This is a genomic window from Janthinobacterium sp. GW456P (genome assembly GCF_002127655.1).
Classification (GTDB): domain Bacteria; phylum Pseudomonadota; class Gammaproteobacteria; order Burkholderiales; family Burkholderiaceae_D; genus Janthinobacterium.
The window spans coordinates 49,437-66,584 of the sequence record NZ_NEHB01000017.1 but is presented as its reverse complement, the minus strand read 5'-3'; the positions used below and the strand labels follow the sequence as shown (position 1 = coordinate 66,584).

Genomic DNA, 17,148 nt, shown 5'->3' with positions numbered 1-17,148 from the left:
TTTTACGTTTTTACGCCTGACACCTTTGCCTTTCAATGCGTCGGACAGCTTCACTGAACGGCATTACCTCCGGGTCGTCTTTTTTTTTCAGGCTGCCTGCATCGGACCGGGGCTGCGGATCGCCATCAGGCGGTCGATGTCGACGAGGATCAAGCGGCGCCCCGCCACCGTGGCCAGGCCCTGCAGGTAATCGGCTTCCGCCTCGCCCAGGCCGGGCACGGCGGCGATGTCGGCGGGCGCCAGGCTGACGATGTCGGTGACGCCGTCGACCACCATGCCCATCACGCCATTGCTCAGCTGTAAGATGATCACGTCGGTGGCCGGGTCTGGCGCGCCGTGGGCGCTGCCGAACGCGGCGCGCATATCGACGATGGGGATGATCACGCCGCGCGATACGGCCACGCTGTGCAGCACTTCCCCTTCCGAAGAAAAACGGTCGAGCTCCTTGAGTGCCCGCAATTCCCGCACGCAGCGGTAATCGAGGCCGTATTCCAGGCCGCCCAGCCGAAAGCTCAAGTACTGCTTCAGAGATTGCGCGGTGCCGCGTTCCGCCGTCGCTGCGGCGCCAGGCGTGGTCGTGGGCTGCATGGTGTTCCTTTCATCCGGTAAGCGCTGCCAGGATGCGCAGTGGCGCAACGTTGGCCCATGCTAACCAGCATCCCCGCCCCCGGCGTTGAGAAACATCAACTTTCCCGGAAGACATCATCGACTGGCCGCCCGCCCTTGCGCCGGCGCAGCCATCTTCCCTTACAATACCCACATCACTCCCTACAGGCAGGCCATGCAACACCTCGTCAACCCCGCTGAAGTTGAATTTTCCGCCATCCGCGCCCAGGGTCCGGGCGGGCAGAACGTCAACAAGGTGTCCAGCGCCATCCATTTGCGCTTCCCCATCGCCGCCTCGTCGCTGCCGGAAGCGTACAAGGAGCGTCTGCTGGCCCTGCGCGACAGCCGCATCAGCAAGGATGGCGTGCTGGTGCTCAAGGCGCAGCAGTCGCGCAGCCAGGAGCAGAACAAGGAAGAAGCGTTGCGGCGCTTGCAGGAAATCATCGACAGCGTGACCTTCCTGCCCGCCGTGCGGCGCGCCACCAAGCCTACACGCGGCTCGCAGCGCCGCCGCCTCGACAGCAAGAGCACGCACAGTGTGCTGAAACAGTCGCGCGGCAAGGTGATCGACTGATCAGGGTGGCGGCTGGTATATCCACTCCAGGCTGCCCGTGCTTTCCGCGAACACGGCTTGCGTGGCCGGCGTGACGCTGCGCAGCAAGGCCTTGATCTCTTTCGGCGGCCGGTCGTAGACCTTGGCCGGCCCGGGCGGCACGACCAGGGCGCGCACCGTCGTTTCTCCATCGACCAGGCCCAGGGTGCAGCGCGACTGGCCAGCCGTCGCCTGCCGCTCCTGGCGCAGCTGCGCCACCAGCGCCAGCATCTGCGCATGCAGGATTTCCGACTGTTTGACTTCCACGCGCAACCGCGCCACTTCCTTCAGGACGGGAGCGATGCGCGTGGCCAGCTTGTCGTACTGCAACTGCTGCGCCGGCTGCAACTGCAATTCGCCGCGCCGCAGCTGGCCCGCCAGGGTCAGGTAATTGCGCACTTCCGGCAATTGCGCAATGGCATCGATTTCCTGCTGGCGCTTGTGCTGCAGTTGCAGGAATTGCGCCGCCTTGGCCAGGCTTTCCGCGATCTGCTGCTCCAGGGCGCTCAAATCGGGCACGAGCGGAAACAGCAGCATTTCCACCTGCTTGCGCGGGCCGGCGCTGCCGATGCGGATGGTGCGCGCCGCCACGGCGCAGCCTTCCGCCAGTTCGATGACGACCTCGTCGGCGATGATCTCGCAATTGCTGGCGCTGTCGATCACCACGCGCGTGCCGGCGATGACACAGCTTTCGGCGCGCTTCACATGCACTTCGCCGCTCAGCGCCTGCAGCACGGAACCGGAAGCGACGCCATCGACGCGCACGTCGCCGTGTTCATTGACCGCCGTGCCGCCCACCAGGTTGCGCTGCAACAAGATCAGTCCGCCATGCGAGTGCAAATGGCCATACACGTCGCCATGGATAGTGATGTCGCTGCCGTCGAGCTGACGCTGCTCCTGCACGTCGCCATATTCTTCGTAGGCGGCGCGCAGCTTCAGATTGCCCGTGGTGCGGCTGCTGACACCTTCGCGGCTGACGATCTTGTTCTCGATGGACATCTTGCCGTGCTCATCGACGTTCACATAACCATTCGTGGTGGCGACGACAAAATCACCATCGCTGAAATGTTCGACCGCCGTGCCCGGCCCCGCCACTGTGGCCAGGTCCAGCTCCAGCGGCGCGGGCGGCGGCAGTGCCTTGCCGGCCAGGTCATAGCCGGGCAAACCGGGCGCACCTGGAAGCAGACGCAGCAGGCGCGCGTGTTTTTTGACTTGTGGAAAGCGGTTCTTAAAGCTGAGCAAATCGAGGCGGCCATCGGAGCGTTCGCGTGGCGCATCGTCGCGGTGGATGCCTTGCGACACCGCCACCAGTTGGGCGTCGCGCCCCGGCTGCGGCGGCAGCACCCGCGCCACCGTGATGCGCTCGGCCTTGCCACTGGCGAGAACGGCGCGCACGGCCACACTATCGATGCCGTAGTGCACCCCCTTGCACCACAGGTCGGCCACCAGCTCGTCAAACTCGCGGCGCGCAGGCACCTGGCCATCCGCGTCAGGAAGCAATGCTTCAAAGTAAAACTCGGCGCTGTCGCCGTGGATCTTGACCTGTTTATACAGGGCGCGGCGCGGGGGCGGAAATGGCGCCACGCGCACGGCGATGCGCAGCAAGGCCTCGCCCTTGGGCGCGGCGCGGGGCGTGGGCGCATGGAACAGGGTCAGCAGGAACAAACCGTAATCGAGGCCAGCCAGCAACTGCCCCGACTGGAACAGCTGGTCGACGGCGGCGCGCAGCTGCGCCGGCGCCAGCGACAGGTCAAGGAACACGCCCCCGTCGCGCTGGACCAGGCCGTACGGCAAGCCGCCTGCGGGGGCCGCATCAGGAACGGGTGTGTCGTCGTCGCTCACGCCTTGCCTCCCCCTGCAACACATTCAGAGAATTGTCTCAGTGCACTAGAACAATATCACGGGGCGTGGCGGTGTGCCGGATCAGCATAATCCTGACGCAACAAACATGGGGGGAAAATGGAGATGGATGTTTCAGGTACAGTCACGACATCTGGCAAGACCGTAGCGAGCGGAAGTGAATTGTGGCCGAGAAGCGGAACTGTACTTTAGTACAGTGAGCATCGCAGGCCACAAGTCGCGACGCGCAGTAGGTATTGCCGGATGTCATCAACGGCGTGGCGGGTTGGAGTAAATATCCTGGCCCACTTCGTTGATCTGGCGGCGCAGGTCGCGCCGTTCGTCGGGCGTCATGCGGCCCGTGCGGCGTGAGGCGTCCGCGCCCTCGTTGGCGCGGCGCTGCTCTTCGGCGCGGGTGTCGAAACTGCGTGCGTCGCGCTGTTCGCGCAGTCGCGTATCATTGCTATTGCTGCGCTGTACCTGCTCATACCGCTGGGCCTGCATTTGCTGCTGGTCGTCACGGCGTGGCGGCGGCTGGTTTTGCGCCAGCGCCAAGCTGGCGGCAAACACGGAACAAACGGCAAATGCGGACAGCACAGTCGTACGTGCGGCGATAGCTGCGCTGGGAGCGGCGTGAATTTTTTTAGTAAAGATATTCATTGAGTTCCTCTTCCGCGATGCCGTATAAACTAAAGCTGATTTCCACTGTGGCCCCAGTGTATGATGCTTTACACGGTGCAGTAAGAGTAATTGGGTAAAGTTTGTAACACTTTGTAATGGGTCGCCACAGCCCCTTGCCGACGCCGCGCGAGGCGTTACTATAGCAACTAATATAAGATAACACGACACCCTAAATGACCACAACCTCCACTACCGGCAGCAATACAACAACGCAATCGATCCATGGCCACCAGGCAAAAATCATGGTGGTCGATGACGATGTGCGCCTGCGCGACCTGCTGCGGCGCTACCTGACCGAACAGGGTTTCAATGTCTTCACGGCGGAGAGCGCGACGGCCATGAACAAGCTGTGGCTGCGCGAACGCTACGACTTGCTGGTGCTCGACCTGATGCTGCCCGGCGAAGACGGCCTGTCGATCTGCCGCCGCCTGCGCGGCGCGGGCGACCAGACGCCGATCATCATGCTGACGGCCAAGGGCGAGGACGTGGACCGCATCGTGGGCCTGGAAATGGGTGCCGACGACTACCTGCCGAAACCGTTCAATCCGCGCGAACTGGTGGCCCGCATCGGCGCCGTGCTGCGCCGCAAGGGTCCCGATGAAATCCCGGGCGCGCCGTCGGAAACGCCGCAAACCTTCGAGTTCGGCGACTTCGTGCTCGACCTGGGCACGCGCACCTTGAAAAAGAATGGCGAAACGGTGCCGCTGACCACGGGAGAATTTTCCGTGCTGAAAGTGTTTGCCCGCCATGCGCGCCAGCCGCTGTCGCGCGAAAAACTGATGGAACTGGCGCGCGGACGCGAATACGAAGTGTTCGACCGCAGCCTGGACGTGCAGATTTCGCGCCTGCGCAAGCTGATCGAACCAGATCCGTCGAGCCCGCTCTTCATCCAGACCGTGTGGGGCCTCGGCTACGTCTTCATCCCGGACGGACAGCCGCGCTGATCGCTGGCGAGGCATGATGAAGCTTGTTCCCGATATCAGCCTGGCGCGGCTGAAAAGCGGCCTGTTCTGGCGCACCTTTTTGCTGCTGGGTACTTTGACCACCGTCAGCATGATCACCTGGATCGGCATGATTTCCGTCATCCAGCGCGAGCCGCAGGCGCAGCAGATTTCCGCCCAGATCATTTCCGTCGTCACCATCACGCATGCGGCACTGACGCACTCGGCGCCCGAGTTGCGCCGCGAGCTGCTGTTCGACCTCGTCAGCAACGAAGGCATCCGCATCTTCTCGCTGGAAGAGGACGACCGCATCGAGCCGCCGCCCGACAATTACCTGATGCCCGAGATCGAGGCACTGGTGAAAGCCAAGCTGGGCAAGGACACGCGCTTTTCCGCGCGCGTCAACGGCGTGGCCGGCTTCTGGGTCAGCTTCAAGATCGACGACGACGAGTACTGGCTGATGCTGGACCGCGAGCGCCTGCGCGGCCTCACGGGCTTCCAGTGGCTGGGCTGGGCCAGCCTGGTATCGCTGCTGTCGCTGCTGGGCGCAGCCATCATTTCCAGCCTGATCAATCTGCCGCTGTCGCGTCTGACGGCGGCCGCGCGCGACATCGCCAAGGGCAAGCAGCCGGCGCCGCTGCCGGAAAAGGGACCGATCGAAATCATCGAGGCGAACCGCAGCTTCAACCAGATGGTCGATGATCTGAAACAGGTGGAATCGGACCGCGCCGTGATCCTGGCCGGCATTTCGCACGACTTGCGCACGCCGCTGGCGCGCATGCAGCTGGAAGTGGAAATGGCCAACCTGTCGGACGAGGCGCGCGAAGGCATCCAGTCCGATATCGGGCAGATGGACGCCATCATCGGCCAGTTCCTCGACTACGCCAAGCCGACGGAAGCGTCGAGCTTTACCGATGTCGACCTCAGCGGCCTGCTCCACGACATGACGCGCGAAGCGATGCGCCTGCCGGACGTGAAGGTCAACGCCAGCATCGCCGACGGCGCGCATGCGATGGGCAACCCCACCGACCTGCGCCGCGTGCTGAACAACCTGATCGAAAATGCGCGCCGCTATGGCAAGACGCCGGGCAGCGACATGACGGAAATCGACATCGTCTGCCACGTGCGCACCAGCCACGGCGCGAAAAAGGTGATCATCGAGGTACAGGACCACGGCACGGGCGTGCCGGCGGAAAAGATCGAGCAATTGATGAAGCCGTTCACCCGCCTCGACACGGCACGCGGGCAGGCCAATGGCGCCGGCCTTGGCCTGGCCATCGTCGACCGCGTGCTGCTGCGCCACGGTGCCGAACTGCAGGTGCGCAACCGCGAAGGCGGCGGCCTGGCGTTTCAGATCAGCTTGCCAGCGGCGTAGGTCGGATTAGCGGGAACCGCGTAATCCGACAAAAATAGCCAACAATGTTGTCGGATTATGGCCTGCCGGCCTAATCCGACCTACGCCGTTGATGCCTGCTCCTGCGCCAGCAATTTACTCATCAACAATTCCGTCGCCCCATAGCCGTACAGGGAATCGCTTTCCATGCCTGGCGTGTCGAAGGGGATTGACTCCTCTCGGTTCAGCTTGGCAGGATCGGCGTCCGCATAGCTGGCGCGCCAGGCGCGCTGCAGGGATTCATTGCGGCGGATAAAGGCCGGCATGGGCCAGGCGTCGCGCTCCCAGTGACGGCTGTCACCCAGCAGGGGCCAGCGCTCGTTGAGCAGCGCCATGTCGCCCGTGCGCAGGCGGCGAACGGCCTGTTCCGGCCGCAAGCCTTCCAGCTCTTCCAGTGTGGGCAAGCTGTCGCGCTTCGGCCCGAACATATACGCCAGCATGATGCGCCCGGCAGGCGCCCTGCGCGCCACCACGCCGACGGCATAACCGCCGCCCGGCAGGGGCACGGCAAACCAGCTGCCTTCTCGGTATGGTAATGATTTCATTTCTGCAGACTCCCCCAAAATCGTGTTCGGGGCACAGTCTACGCGAAGCAAAGGTTAAATGGCGCATGGTACGCCACGACAACAAACCAATAGTTACAATATTTTCTCGTCATAGTGATACTGAGCAACAATTGGCCCCGCCTTGAACAGCGCTTCCTTCAAGGCCGCGTCCAGGCGCGCGTCGCGGCGGCGCATCCATTCGAGCAGCATGGCCGCTTCCTTGCGGCTGGTGTCACCCGCATGCGCGAGCACGCGGCGCAGTTCCGGATCCGTGCACGCCTCGAAACGCTGGCTGTTCAAGTCCAACGCCTGCAGCGCGGCGATGGTGGCGCCGATGGCGCGGTGCATGTCGAGCGCGGTGGCCGGCAAGCCGGATTCTTCCAGTGGGACGGTGGTCATGCGCATTCCTTTTCGCGTGGTGGTGACATCGGCTGCATTCTCCACCGCGCGGACGAAAAGCTCAAGCGTCCACGACACAATTTCACCCGTTCGGCCATAATCATGGCTCAGCAACAGCCTACACCTCGGCAGCGGGAGCCACATGTTCAATTTCGATTTTTACAATCCGACGCAAATCCTCTTCGGCCAGGGCCAGATCGCCGCCATCACGGCGCTGATCCCGCCGCAGGCCCGAGTGCTCATGACGTATGGCGGCGGCAGCATCAAGCAGAACGGCGTCTACGATGAAGTCAGGGCGGCGCTGGCCGGCCACACGGTGCTGGAATTTTCCGGCATCGAACCCAATCCCAGCTATGAAACCCTGATGCAGGCCGTGGCCCTCGTGAAAAGCGAGCGCATCGATTTCCTGCTGGCCGTCGGCGGCGGCTCCGTGGTCGACGGCACCAAGTTCATCGCCGCCGCCACCCTGCACGAGGGCGAAGCGTGGGATATCCTGGCGAAAGGCGGCAAGATCGTCGAGGCCGCCCTGCCCTTCGGCACGGTGCTCACCTTGCCGGCCACGGGTTCCGAAATGAACGGCTCGGCCGTGATTACGCGCAAGGCCACGCAGGAAAAGCGCTCGTTCATGAGCCGCAAGGTATATCCGAAATTCTCCGTGCTGGACCCGTCGAAGACCTTCACATTACCGCTGCGCCAGGTGGGCAATGGCGTCGTCGATGCGTTCGCGCATGTGATGGAACAGTATCTGACCTACCCCGTGAACGCGTCCGTACAGGACCGCTTCGCCGAAGGCATTTTATTGACCCTGATCGAGGAAGGCCCGAAAGCGCTGTCGCACCCGAACGACTACGACGTGCGCGCCAACGTGATGTGGAGCGCCACCCTGGCCTTGAACGGCCTGATCGGCGTGGGCGTGCCGCAAGACTGGTCCACGCACGCCATCGGCCACGAATTGACGGCCCTGTACGAGCTCGACCATGCGCAGACGCTGGCCATCATCCTGCCCAGCATGCTGCGCGTGCGCAAGCAGGCCAAGCGCGCCAAGCTGCTGCAATACGCAGCCCGCGTGTGGGGCCTCGATGGCGGCGACGAGGATGGCCGTATCGAGGCGGCCATCGCGCGCACGGAATTCTTCTTCCGCCACATGGGCGTCAAGACGCGCCTGGCCGACTACGGCCTGAACCATGCGAGCGTGGACGCCGTCGTGTCCGCCCTGGAAGGGCACGGCATGACGGCGCTGGGCGAACAGCGCGAAGTGACGCCCGCCGTCAGCCGCAAGGTGCTCGAACTCAGTTTGTAGATTCGCGTCACAGTGTTGTAAAACGGTCAGCCGGGTGGGACAGCGGGCCGTGCTTCATGCTAAGCTGTCATTTCGCTAGGGGTCCTGGAGCAGTCATCCGGGTGAGAGATACCCTTCGTACCTGATCTGGATAATGCCAGCGAAGGAAAGCGCAAAGTACCTTCCCTCCTTTGATAGCTCCTGCGTTGGCGCCAGCCGAACAAGCAGCCTGCCGTGCTCTGTACAGAGTCGGCTTGAACCACGAGCAATCTATGTCCACACCGAATTTATCCGTTTCTGTTTTGACCCTGGCCATCCTGCACGCGTTTGCCGCGCCTGCCTTCGCCGCGAATGACAGCACCGCAGCCGCCGACCCGCAGGCGCCGAGCATGGCCGAAGTCGTCGTCACGGCCAGCAAGGCGCCGGCCGCCAGGCGCGCCTCCGTCGGCGGCTTTAGCGATGCGCCGCTGCTGCAGACGCCGGCGTCCGTCACCGTCATCTCGCAAAAAGACATGCAGGATTTACAGATCCGCAATCTCAGCGATGCCGCCAAGCTCGATGCCAGCATCAACGATGCCTACAACGCCGTCGGCTATGCGGAACAGTTCACGATCCGCGGCTTCAAGCTCGACAACAATTCCAGCTACCGCAAGGATGGCGTGGCCATTCCTGGCGACACCCAAATTCCGCTGGAAAACAAGGAACGCATCGAAGTGCTGAAGGGCCTGGCAGGCTTGCAGGCAGGCGTGGCCGCGCCGGGCGGCGTGATCGACTTCATCGTCAAGCGCCCGACCGCCGCACCGCTGCGCACGGTCACCGTGGAAACGCGCGAGCGGGGCACCCTGTACGGCGCCGTCGATCTGGGCGGCCGCCTGGACGACACGCGCTTCGGCTACCGGATCAACGTGGCGGCCGAGCGCCTGCGCTCCTACATCAAGGGCGCGGACGGCAACCGCAAGTTCATTTCCGGCGCCTTCGACTGGCAGATTTCGCCGCAAGCGCTGCTGCAGCTCGATGCCGACTACCAGGACAAGGCACAGGCGACGGCGCCGGGCTTCCAGCTGCTGAACAATAAGACCCTGCCGACCGGCATCAGCGCCGACGCCATGCTCAACCTGCAGCCATGGACGCGCCCCGTGGAAACCGTCACCAGCAATATCGGCCTGCGCTTCCAGTACGCCTTCAATGACGACTGGCGCGCCACCGTGTCGGCCAACCAGCACTCGTTCAAGCGCGACGATTACACGGCCTTCCCGTACGGCTGCAGCGGACAGGACCTGTACCCCGGCTTCTGCGGCAATGGCGACTACGACGTATACGACTACCGCAGCCTGGGCGAGACGAAAAAGCCGCTGAGCGCGCAAGCCATGATCCAGGGCAAGTTCGCCACCGGTTCGCTGCGCCATGAATTCACGGCCGGCGTGTCGACCTTCCGCCGCAAGGACCGCGCCGGCCTGTACGTATATGACTGGGTCGGCGTAAGCAACATCTACCAGCCGCAGATCGTCGGCACGTCGCCCGGCGTCACGGGTCCCGTGCGCCTGGTGCGCAAAGATACGGAAAACGCCGTCTTCGTGCAGGACATCGTCAGCCTGGCGCCGAACTGGAAGCTGCATGGCGGCTTGCGCCATATCGATGTCGATGGCTACCAGTATGTGCTGAAGGCCGACAAGGAAGTGCGCGCCAAGCACGACTTCCTGCTGCCCAACGTCTCGCTCGTCTACACCCCGCTCGACAATGTCTCCGTGTATGTGGCCTATTCACAGGGCATGGAACATGGCGGCACGGCCGACCGCAAGGCGATGAATGCCAATGAAGAACTGTCACCGAGCCGCTCGAAGCAGATCGAACTGGGCGCCAAGATGGATGTGACGCCGGACTTCATGGTGGCGGCCAGCCTGTTCCAGATCCGCAAGGGCCTGGAATTCCAGAACACGGCCGGCTACTTCGTGCGCGAAGGCCAGGCCCAGCACCGCGGCCTGGAATTGTCGGCACAGGGCAAGGCATCGTCCAGCCTGAGCCTGGGTGCCTCCGTGACGGCCCTGAACAGCCAGCAGTCGGGCACCGGCAATGCCGACCTCGACGGCAAACGCGTCCCGAACGTGCCCGCCTTCAAGGCGGCCGTACATGCGGACTACGCGGTGCAGCAGGTGGCGGGCCTGAGCGTCAATGGCAGCTGGGAGTTTGCCGGCAAGAAGGCATTCGAGTACAACAACACCACCTTCGTGCCGTCGTACCACGTGTTCAACCTGGGCGCCGCTTACGCCACGCGCATCGCCGGCACGCGCGCCGTGCTGCGCGCTAGCGTCAACAACGTGGCCGACAAGTTCTACTGGCGCGACGTGACGCCGGAGTCCGATGGCTATCTGTACCCGGGCGCCAGCCGCACGTTCAAGGTGTCGGCGCAGTTCGACTTTTAATTGAGGGAAATAACAGGCGCTGCGGCAAGCGCCTGTTGCAGCAGGGGCGCCGCCTGTTCCAGGCGCGCCTCCAGACTGTCGCGCAGCACGTGATAGGCGATGCCGCGCGCGTCGAGCGCGTCGAGCAGGTAGCGGTAGATCAGCTGGCGCACGGCTTCCGATTCGCGCTGCAAGCCGTCGGCCACCCACGGGCTGTCGGGCGCCGTCACCAGGGTCAAGTCGTAGCGCGTGGCGTCCGCCAGCGCGGCCAGCGGCGCATCGGCGCCATCGAAATAATGGCGGCTGTACACAGCCGTCATCAAGGGCGTCGTGTCGCAGAACAGGAAGCCGCGCGCTTGCGCGGCGGCGGCGGCCTCGCGTTCGACTTGTGTCAGCGCGATGCCGTACTGGTCTTGCGCGACCGGCACCCTGCCCTGCGTTTCGACAAATTCACGCAAGTATTCCGGCACCCAGACGGTGTCGTAGCGCTCGGCCAGGGCTGCCGCCAAAGTCGACTTGCCCGACGATTCCGCGCCCAGGATCGCCACGCGCACGCAAGGCGCCGTCACTTGAGGACCATGGCGTCAGGCGCGGCCGGTGCCGACTTTTTCCATGCAAGCAAACCGATGATGGCCATCACCACGAAGAAGGCGTACAGCACGGCCGTCAGGGTCAGGCCCTTGTGCACATACAGCCACACATACAGCACGTCGACGACGATCCAGGCGACCCAATTTTCCAGTTTCTTGCGCGACAGCAGGAATTGCCCCACCAGGCTGCCTGCCGTGAGGAAGCCGTCCGCGTGGGGCACGTCCGTGTCCGTCGTCGTCAGCAGCCAGGCGATGAGCAGGAAGCCCAGCAGCCAGCCCGCCGCGCAGGCCAGCCAGCCACGGCCATCGAGCCGCGTGACCGGCAGGGTCTTGCCGCCACTGGACGGATGCAGCCACTGATACCAGCCCCAGCACGAGACGCTGATGAACAGCAGCTGCAAGGCCATGTCGCCATACAGGCGCGACTCGAAAAACACGAAACCGTAGGCGGCCGAGGAAATGATGGCGAACAGCCACGCCCAGTGGTTCTGGCGGATGTTCAGCGCAACGGTTGTCAGTGCCAGGACAAAGGAAATCAGTTCAAGCGGCGTGGTGGCAAAACCCAGCAGGAGAAGCGTATCGTTCATGGGAATCGTGATGAGGCTGGTGGTGCAGTATGCAATACCGGCCATGAATAAGCAAGATTGCCCTTGCCGTCCGCCCCCTCCCCGCCTCAGGCGAAGCCGGCCCTGGCCGCGCGCGCCAGCGAATGCCGCACGATCAGCTTGTGAAACGGTCGGATCAGCATGATGTAGGCGCGCCCCACCCGGTTGTGGCAATGCACGACGCTGGAGACGGTCACGCTGCCATGGCGCCCCGCGTCGCGGTTGCGCAGTACGGACAAACGAAAATCGAGGTGGCTGTCGTCCTCGCCCAGGATGATCTCGTCGTCGCTGACGGCATAGATGCGGAAGATGCCGATGCGCTTGCCAGGCCGCGCTTCCATCTGTTTTGCCGTGCGGATGCCGAAGCGCGCCACGATGGCGTCGCGCAGCACCATCAGCTTGCGCGCCCAGCCCGGCTGCTTGCCCAGCAGCTGGCGCGCCAGGCTCTGCATGTCCATCTGCCGCGCCTGTGCGGTGGGCAAGTCGACGGCATACGCATCGGCCAAGTTACTGCCGGGATACAAGGGGGCGATGCTGGCGCCTGGCGGCAAGTCCACGGTGCGGACGGCAATGTTCATCTCATGCATGTGCTCTCCATGTTTTCAGTGATAACATGCCCATCATACACGACAATGTGAACAGCGATAACATACGATGACAAGCACCAGCACTTACCACCACGGCAAGCTGCGCGACACCCTGGTCGCCGCCACCATCGCGCAACTGGCGCAGCAGAGCGATGCGGCCCTCTCGCTGCGCGAACTGGCGCGCACGGTGGGCGTCTCGGTCGCCGCCGTGTACCGCCACTTCCCCAGCAAGGAGGCCCTGCTGGCCGAGGTGGCCGCGGCCGGTTTCGCCAGCCTGATACAGAAATGGGAAACGCAGCTGCCGCCGCCGGGCAGCCTGCCCGCCGAACAGCGCTTTCAATTGCTGGGCCAGCAATACATCGAATTCGCCCTGGCCGCGCCGGCCCACTACCGGCTGATGTTCGAGCACCAGGACGTGCGCCAGTTCCCGGCACTGCAGGAGGCGGCGCAAGCGTGCTTCCAGTACGTGCTGCAGACGGCCGGCGCGGCTGTGCGCGAAGCGGGCCTCGACCCGCGCTGGGACAAGGCCGCCGCCAGCGCCGGCTGGTCGCTGGGCCACGGCTACGTGATGCTGCTGCTGAGCGGTCGCCTGGCCATGACGGACGGCGGCGATGAGCTGTCACCGGCCATGGTGCCGCGCTTTTTTCAGTTGCCGGTGGAGGCGCTGCGGCAGGCTGCCTCGCCAGGCGGCACAAACGTCATCCAGTCAAATTGACTCGGTTACCGGCAGATACCACCTCAGGAGCTTTGACTCATGCACAATATATCGATAGACACGCTCTCCGTGATCGCCAGGCAATGCATTGCCGTCACGTGCCTGCAACGCTTTTGCCGGCGCTTCGACATTGATCATCCCGCCCTGTCCGCGTTCGCCGCTCATGTGTGGAAACTGGCGCAGGTCGCGCCTGGGGATTTTGCTGCCTGGGAACGGGGCTTTGCGTCCCTGGCCGTGACGGGCATGGGCGATCCCTGGCCGGACGAGGTGCGCATGGCCATGCCCGGGCACCTGCCCGGCACGCTGGAAGAACTGGTGCAGCATGTGCTGGAAACGAGCGCCTGTACCTGGCATGGCGATGACCTTGCGGCAAGCCGGCGCCAGCTGGAAGCCGTCTTTGACATCTGCGTCCGGCATGATGTGGCCGTGCCGCAGCTGAAGGACTACGTGCAGCACGATGCGGCGTTGCGCGGCGGCTGGGGGCCGACGCTCACAGACGAAGAAGTCAGGGCCTGGCAAGCCCTGATATAGCGCTCACGCCAGAAGGTCTAGACGCACCTGTTCAAGCAGGCGCTCCTCTTCATCCGTATCGGCATCGATTTGCGTGACCACGGTCCAGAACGGCGCGCACGTCTTGATCTGGTCGAAAGCATGGTGCATTTCCAGCCGCACCATGGTTTTCCTGAGGCTGTGCAGATAGCCTTCCTCGATGGCGCAGAGCAGCGCGTCATCGGCAGCGTCGATCAGCTCGCTCAGCGCGCCTTCTATCCTTGCATGGCCCTCCTCCCACAGCTGGCCGATTTCCGGCACGTCGGCTTCCATGCACTCGTTCGACCAGTCCGGAGGATAGAAATCGCGCTCCCGGTTAGCGGGATCGGTGTCAAAGCTCAGCGAAATGGACGGAAAGGAGACGGCATTGAAGGCAAAGGCTGAAAATGCCTGATCCTTGAAAGCGGACGCACCCAGCAATGCCAGCGATGCGTTGGCCAGCCTGAACCAGCTTGCTTCGACGTCGTAGGCCGTTTCAAACGCCTGCCAATCCGGCGGCAAATCGGGAGTCTGGGGCATGGAGGCCTTTCGAAAAAGAATAGCGGTGGATAGTGCGGAAATTATACCTGGCACAACCAATGCGGCAGGCCGTGGCGCTTGAACAGTGCAGGCCATGCCGGGACCGCAAACCGGCGGGTTGCCAGTATGCGGAAAATGGCGCAGCCGGCGCATCGCTGTGCCAGCCGGCAGGACGCAGCGCATAGCCGGCGGCCAGGAAATACGGCGATTGCAACAGCGCGGCGGCGCCTGGCTGCGGGACGGCTGGCGGCGGGCGGACGCCCTTGGCCGCATGCAGCAAGGTATCCCTGTCGCCATTCCAGGGCGGCAGGTCGGCGGGCGGGAGCGGCAATACCTTGTCCAGATTTGGAAAGCGCGCATTGGGATTGAATCCTAGTTCTCGATTAAGTACCGCATAACGTTCACCGCGAGCCTTGTCAATGAACGGCACTAACATATCGGACAAATTAAAAGGTTGACTGAACTCTATCGAGAGATCGCGTGCGCACTGCGCGCAACCAAGGCGGACACCTTCATGTAAAATTTTTAGCGCTCGATCTTTTGTTTCTGGTGTCCGGTGATCGCCGATTATTGTGCCATCTGCAGTTCGTGGCGCAGCATATAAATAATACAAATCATATGCCGCTGGGCCATAACCCTGAGCAACCGCACATTCCAGCATTTTGGTTGCAACAGGAATGTTGTCCCACATATCAATCCCCGGATGATCTTTCCCTGCAGTCAATTTTTCGCCCAAGAACGCCATTGCTTGTGGATTACCCATCTGCGCCGCCTTTTGCCAGAACGCATAAGCACGCGTGATGTCGCCGTTCACGCCGGTACTGTTCGCATAATACGTCCCCATCCAGTCATAGGCTGCCGGTATGCCCAGCCGCATCGCCTTTTCCACCAGTTGCACCGCCTCTTCATTGCCATGCAGGGGGTCGCGCCCTTCCACATACAGGCTGGCCAGATTGAGCATTGCCTTCCAGTGCAAGCGCTGCGCCGCCTGGCGCGTCAGATCGACGATTTTCTTGTAATCGCGGTCTTCCACGAAAATTTCAGGATCTTCCAGCGCGCGCGCTTCGAGAAACCAGTCCTCGGCTTGCACATCAATGGGCGGCACCTTGCTTGCCTCGGTTTCACAGACAAAATCCGCTACATGGGGATTGAAAAGTGGCAGGCTTTGGTTGCGCGGCAGGACTTCTTCGTTCTGCATTGTGCAGGCCGGCAAAAAAAGACCGCACAAAAAGAACGCCGATGCGAGCCGTCTTCTCATGACAAACCTGCTGCAGTGATTGCTGACCATGGTCTCCTCCATCGCTGCAGTGTTGCCTTATCCGATATCGGCAGTGGACGCGTCCATCAAATGCCACGTCACTTCGTCGTCCGGCAAATCGAGCAGCCAGTCGCGGCGCGGCTGCGGGAACGGCGTGCCCTGGCTCAGCCAGGCCTGGCGCCAGTACTGGTTGACGATGGCCTGCAGCGGATGGTCGGGCGACACCCACGGTTGCCAGACGCCGCTGACCGGACAGGCTTGTCCGCAAGCACGGCTCAACCAGGGCTCGGGCCGCGCCACCTCGCGCAGCAAGCCGCGCGCCGCGCGCGGCTGCACGGCGCCATGGTCATGGCGTATCGTCAGGCACGGCTCCCAGCTCACGGCGCCATATCGGCTGTTGCCATCGGCGCCGAGCACGCTGAAATGGCGGAAGGGTTCGTCTTGCTGGACCAATCGGGCCGGCTCCGTCACGCCCTGCCCTTGCGCCGGCTGCCAATACGCGGAAAATGGCGCAGCCGGCGCATCGCTGTGCCAGCCGGCAGGACGCAGCGCATAGTCGGCGGCCAGGAAATACGGTGCTTGCAACAGCGCGGCGGCGCTTGGCTGCGGGACGGCTGGCGGCGGACGCACGCCCATGGCCGCGTCAAGCAGGCTCTTTCGTTGACCATCCCACGGCGGCAGATCGGCAGGTGGCAATGGCAGGACTTTATCGAGGTTGGGAAAGCGGCGATTGGGGTTGAAGCCGAGGGCGTTACTAAGCATACGATATCGCTCTCCACGAGCCTTGTCCACATAGGGCGCCAGCATATCGGCAAGATCAAAAGGTGAACCGAACTCAATTGCCAATGAATTTGCGCAGTCTTCACAGCCAAACTTGACGCCTTCATGCAATACCTTTAATGCACGATTTTTTGTTTCAGCGTTACGCGAACCATTTATTTTCCCATTGGCAGCCCGTGGAGACTCATACAAATAATGCAAATCAAATGCTGCGGGACCATATCCTTGTCCAAATGCACATTCCAACATGTTGGTAGCGACGGGAATATTCGACCAATAACCCGCGCCCTCACTGGCGGGTCCAACATTTAATTTATCTGCCAAAAATACCATCGCCTGAGGATTTCCCATGACAGCAGCCTTTTGCCAGAATGCATAGGCGCGAGTGATGTCGCCGTCAACGCCCGTGCTATTAGCATAAAACGTCCCCATCCGATCATAAGCTGCCGGTATCCCGAGTTGCATCGCCTTTTCCACCAGTTGCACCGCTTCTTCCTCTCCACGCAAGGGGTCGCGTCCCTCCACATACAGGCTGGCCAGATTGAGCATCGCCTTCCAGTGCAAGCGCTGCGCCGCCTGGCGCGTCAGATCGACGATTTTCTTGTAATCGCGGTCTTCCACGAAAATTTCAGGATCTTCCAGCGCGCGCGCTTCAAGAAACCAGTCCTCGGCTTGCGCATCGATGGGCGGCACTTTGCTCGCCTCGGTTTCACAGACAAAATCCGCTACATGGGGATTGAAAAGTGGCAGGCTTTGGTTGCGTGGCAGGACTTTGTCGTTTGACATTTTGCAGGCGCCTAAAGTGAAAATCAGGAAAACTGCCAAGATAAAAAAAGGCAGGGGGAAGGGGAAATTTTTATACTTTTTCATG

At 62.6% G+C, this 17,148-nt stretch carries 18 protein-coding genes and 1 riboswitch; of the genes, 7 read left to right on the top strand and 11 right to left on the bottom strand.

All coding sequences use genetic code 11. The features are described from left to right. Positions 1 to 87: 87 nt before the first annotated feature. Entirely contained in the window at positions 88 to 588 is a 501-nt protein-coding gene (locus CBW66_RS17115; protein WP_086139289.1) for a chemotaxis protein CheW, read from the bottom strand. A 193-nt stretch (positions 589 to 781) separates the two neighbouring features. On the opposite strand from CBW66_RS17115, the gene arfB reads away from it, so the two are divergent. Beyond that, positions 782 to 1,180, top strand: a complete 399-nt coding sequence (gene arfB / locus CBW66_RS17110) for an alternative ribosome rescue aminoacyl-tRNA hydrolase ArfB (protein WP_086139288.1) — start codon at positions 782 to 784, stop codon at positions 1,178 to 1,180. On the opposite strand, the gene CBW66_RS17105 is transcribed toward arfB, so the two are convergent. Further along, a complete protein-coding gene (locus tag CBW66_RS17105) occupies positions 1,181 to 3,040 on the bottom strand; it encodes a flagellar assembly protein A (protein ID WP_170932895.1) in 1,860 nt (619 codons plus the stop codon). It abuts the gene before it with no gap. A 267-nt stretch (positions 3,041 to 3,307) separates the two neighbouring features. Then, positions 3,308 to 3,697 carry a hypothetical protein gene (locus CBW66_RS28560; protein WP_070224012.1) on the bottom strand — a complete coding sequence of 130 codons (390 nt, stop codon included), beginning with the start codon at positions 3,695 to 3,697 and terminating at the stop codon, positions 3,308 to 3,310. A gap of 263 nt (positions 3,698 to 3,960) precedes the next feature. On the opposite strand from CBW66_RS28560, the gene ompR reads away from it, so the two are divergent. Together ompR and CBW66_RS17090 are read left to right on the top strand one after the other, a co-directional pair. Next, a complete protein-coding gene (gene ompR / locus CBW66_RS17095; protein ID WP_223278807.1) occupies positions 3,961 to 4,662 on the top strand; it encodes a two-component system response regulator OmpR in 702 nt (233 codons plus the stop codon). Positions 4,663 to 4,675: 13 nt separating this feature from the next. Continuing rightward, positions 4,676 to 6,034: a sensor histidine kinase gene (locus tag CBW66_RS17090; protein WP_086139286.1), complete on the top strand. Its 1,359-nt coding sequence runs from the start codon at positions 4,676 to 4,678 to the stop codon at positions 6,032 to 6,034. Positions 6,035 to 6,114: 80 nt separating this feature from the next. Here CBW66_RS17090 and CBW66_RS17085 read toward each other — a convergent pair whose 3' ends face one another. Then, complete coding sequence (locus CBW66_RS17085) at positions 6,115 to 6,597, bottom strand: Imm26 family immunity protein (RefSeq protein WP_086139285.1); 483 nt, start codon at positions 6,595 to 6,597, stop codon at positions 6,115 to 6,117. A gap of 93 nt (positions 6,598 to 6,690) precedes the next feature. Next, complete coding sequence (locus CBW66_RS17080) at positions 6,691 to 6,996, bottom strand: hypothetical protein (protein WP_230491966.1); 306 nt, start codon at positions 6,994 to 6,996, stop codon at positions 6,691 to 6,693. 142 nt (positions 6,997 to 7,138) lie between these two features. Here CBW66_RS17080 and CBW66_RS17075 point away from each other — a divergent pair, with 142 nt between their 5' ends. Further along, positions 7,139 to 8,296, top strand: coding sequence for an iron-containing alcohol dehydrogenase (locus CBW66_RS17075; protein WP_086139283.1), 1,158 nt, complete (start codon positions 7,139 to 7,141; stop codon positions 8,294 to 8,296). A 67-nt stretch (positions 8,297 to 8,363) separates the two neighbouring features. Continuing rightward, a riboswitch (TPP riboswitch) is annotated at positions 8,364 to 8,461 on the top strand. Positions 8,462 to 8,547: 86 nt separating this feature from the next. Beyond that, the gene (locus CBW66_RS17070; protein ID WP_086139282.1) at positions 8,548 to 10,695 is read left to right on the top strand and encodes a TonB-dependent siderophore receptor; all 2,148 of its coding nucleotides are present in this window, start codon (positions 8,548 to 8,550) and stop codon (positions 10,693 to 10,695) included. Here CBW66_RS17070 and CBW66_RS17065 read toward each other — a convergent pair. From CBW66_RS17065 to CBW66_RS17055, 3 genes are all read right to left on the bottom strand, one after another. Next, positions 10,692 to 11,222 carry an AAA family ATPase gene (locus CBW66_RS17065; RefSeq protein ID WP_086139335.1) on the bottom strand — a complete coding sequence of 177 codons (531 nt, stop codon included), beginning with the start codon at positions 11,220 to 11,222 and terminating at the stop codon, positions 10,692 to 10,694. The two genes, CBW66_RS17070 and CBW66_RS17065, sit on opposite strands and share 4 nt — an antisense overlap. Positions 11,223 to 11,239: 17 nt before the next feature. Continuing rightward, entirely contained in the window at positions 11,240 to 11,851 is a 612-nt protein-coding gene (pnuC, locus tag CBW66_RS17060) for a nicotinamide riboside transporter PnuC (RefSeq protein WP_086139334.1), read from the bottom strand. An 86-nt stretch (positions 11,852 to 11,937) separates the two neighbouring features. Further along, the gene (locus CBW66_RS17055; protein WP_086139281.1) at positions 11,938 to 12,456 is read right to left on the bottom strand and encodes a DUF2867 domain-containing protein; all 519 of its coding nucleotides are present in this window, start codon (positions 12,454 to 12,456) and stop codon (positions 11,938 to 11,940) included. Between the two features lie 67 nt (positions 12,457 to 12,523). Here CBW66_RS17055 and CBW66_RS17050 point away from each other — a divergent pair, with 67 nt between their 5' ends. Beyond that, positions 12,524 to 13,171 carry a TetR/AcrR family transcriptional regulator gene (locus CBW66_RS17050; protein ID WP_086139280.1) on the top strand — a complete coding sequence of 216 codons (648 nt, stop codon included), beginning with the start codon at positions 12,524 to 12,526 and terminating at the stop codon, positions 13,169 to 13,171. Positions 13,172 to 13,210: 39 nt separating this feature from the next. Then, positions 13,211 to 13,702: a hypothetical protein gene (locus CBW66_RS17045; protein ID WP_086139279.1), complete on the top strand. Its 492-nt coding sequence runs from the start codon at positions 13,211 to 13,213 to the stop codon at positions 13,700 to 13,702. A 3-nt stretch (positions 13,703 to 13,705) separates the two neighbouring features. Here CBW66_RS17045 and CBW66_RS17040 read toward each other — a convergent pair whose 3' ends face one another. The 3 genes from CBW66_RS17040 to CBW66_RS28555 are packed head-to-tail and all read right to left on the bottom strand — an operon-like array spanning position 13,706 to position 17,147. Further along, complete coding sequence (locus CBW66_RS17040) at positions 13,706 to 14,239, bottom strand: DUF4303 domain-containing protein (protein WP_139841709.1); 534 nt, start codon at positions 14,237 to 14,239, stop codon at positions 13,706 to 13,708. After that, positions 14,196 to 15,527, bottom strand: coding sequence for a tetratricopeptide repeat protein (locus tag CBW66_RS17035; protein ID WP_139841708.1), 1,332 nt, complete (start codon positions 15,525 to 15,527; stop codon positions 14,196 to 14,198). The genes CBW66_RS17040 and CBW66_RS17035 overlap by 44 nt, the downstream gene beginning before the upstream one ends. A gap of 27 nt (positions 15,528 to 15,554) precedes the next feature. After that, complete coding sequence (locus CBW66_RS28555; protein WP_139841707.1) at positions 15,555 to 17,147, bottom strand: tetratricopeptide repeat protein; 1,593 nt, start codon at positions 17,145 to 17,147, stop codon at positions 15,555 to 15,557. Position 17,148: the final 1 nt, after the last annotated feature.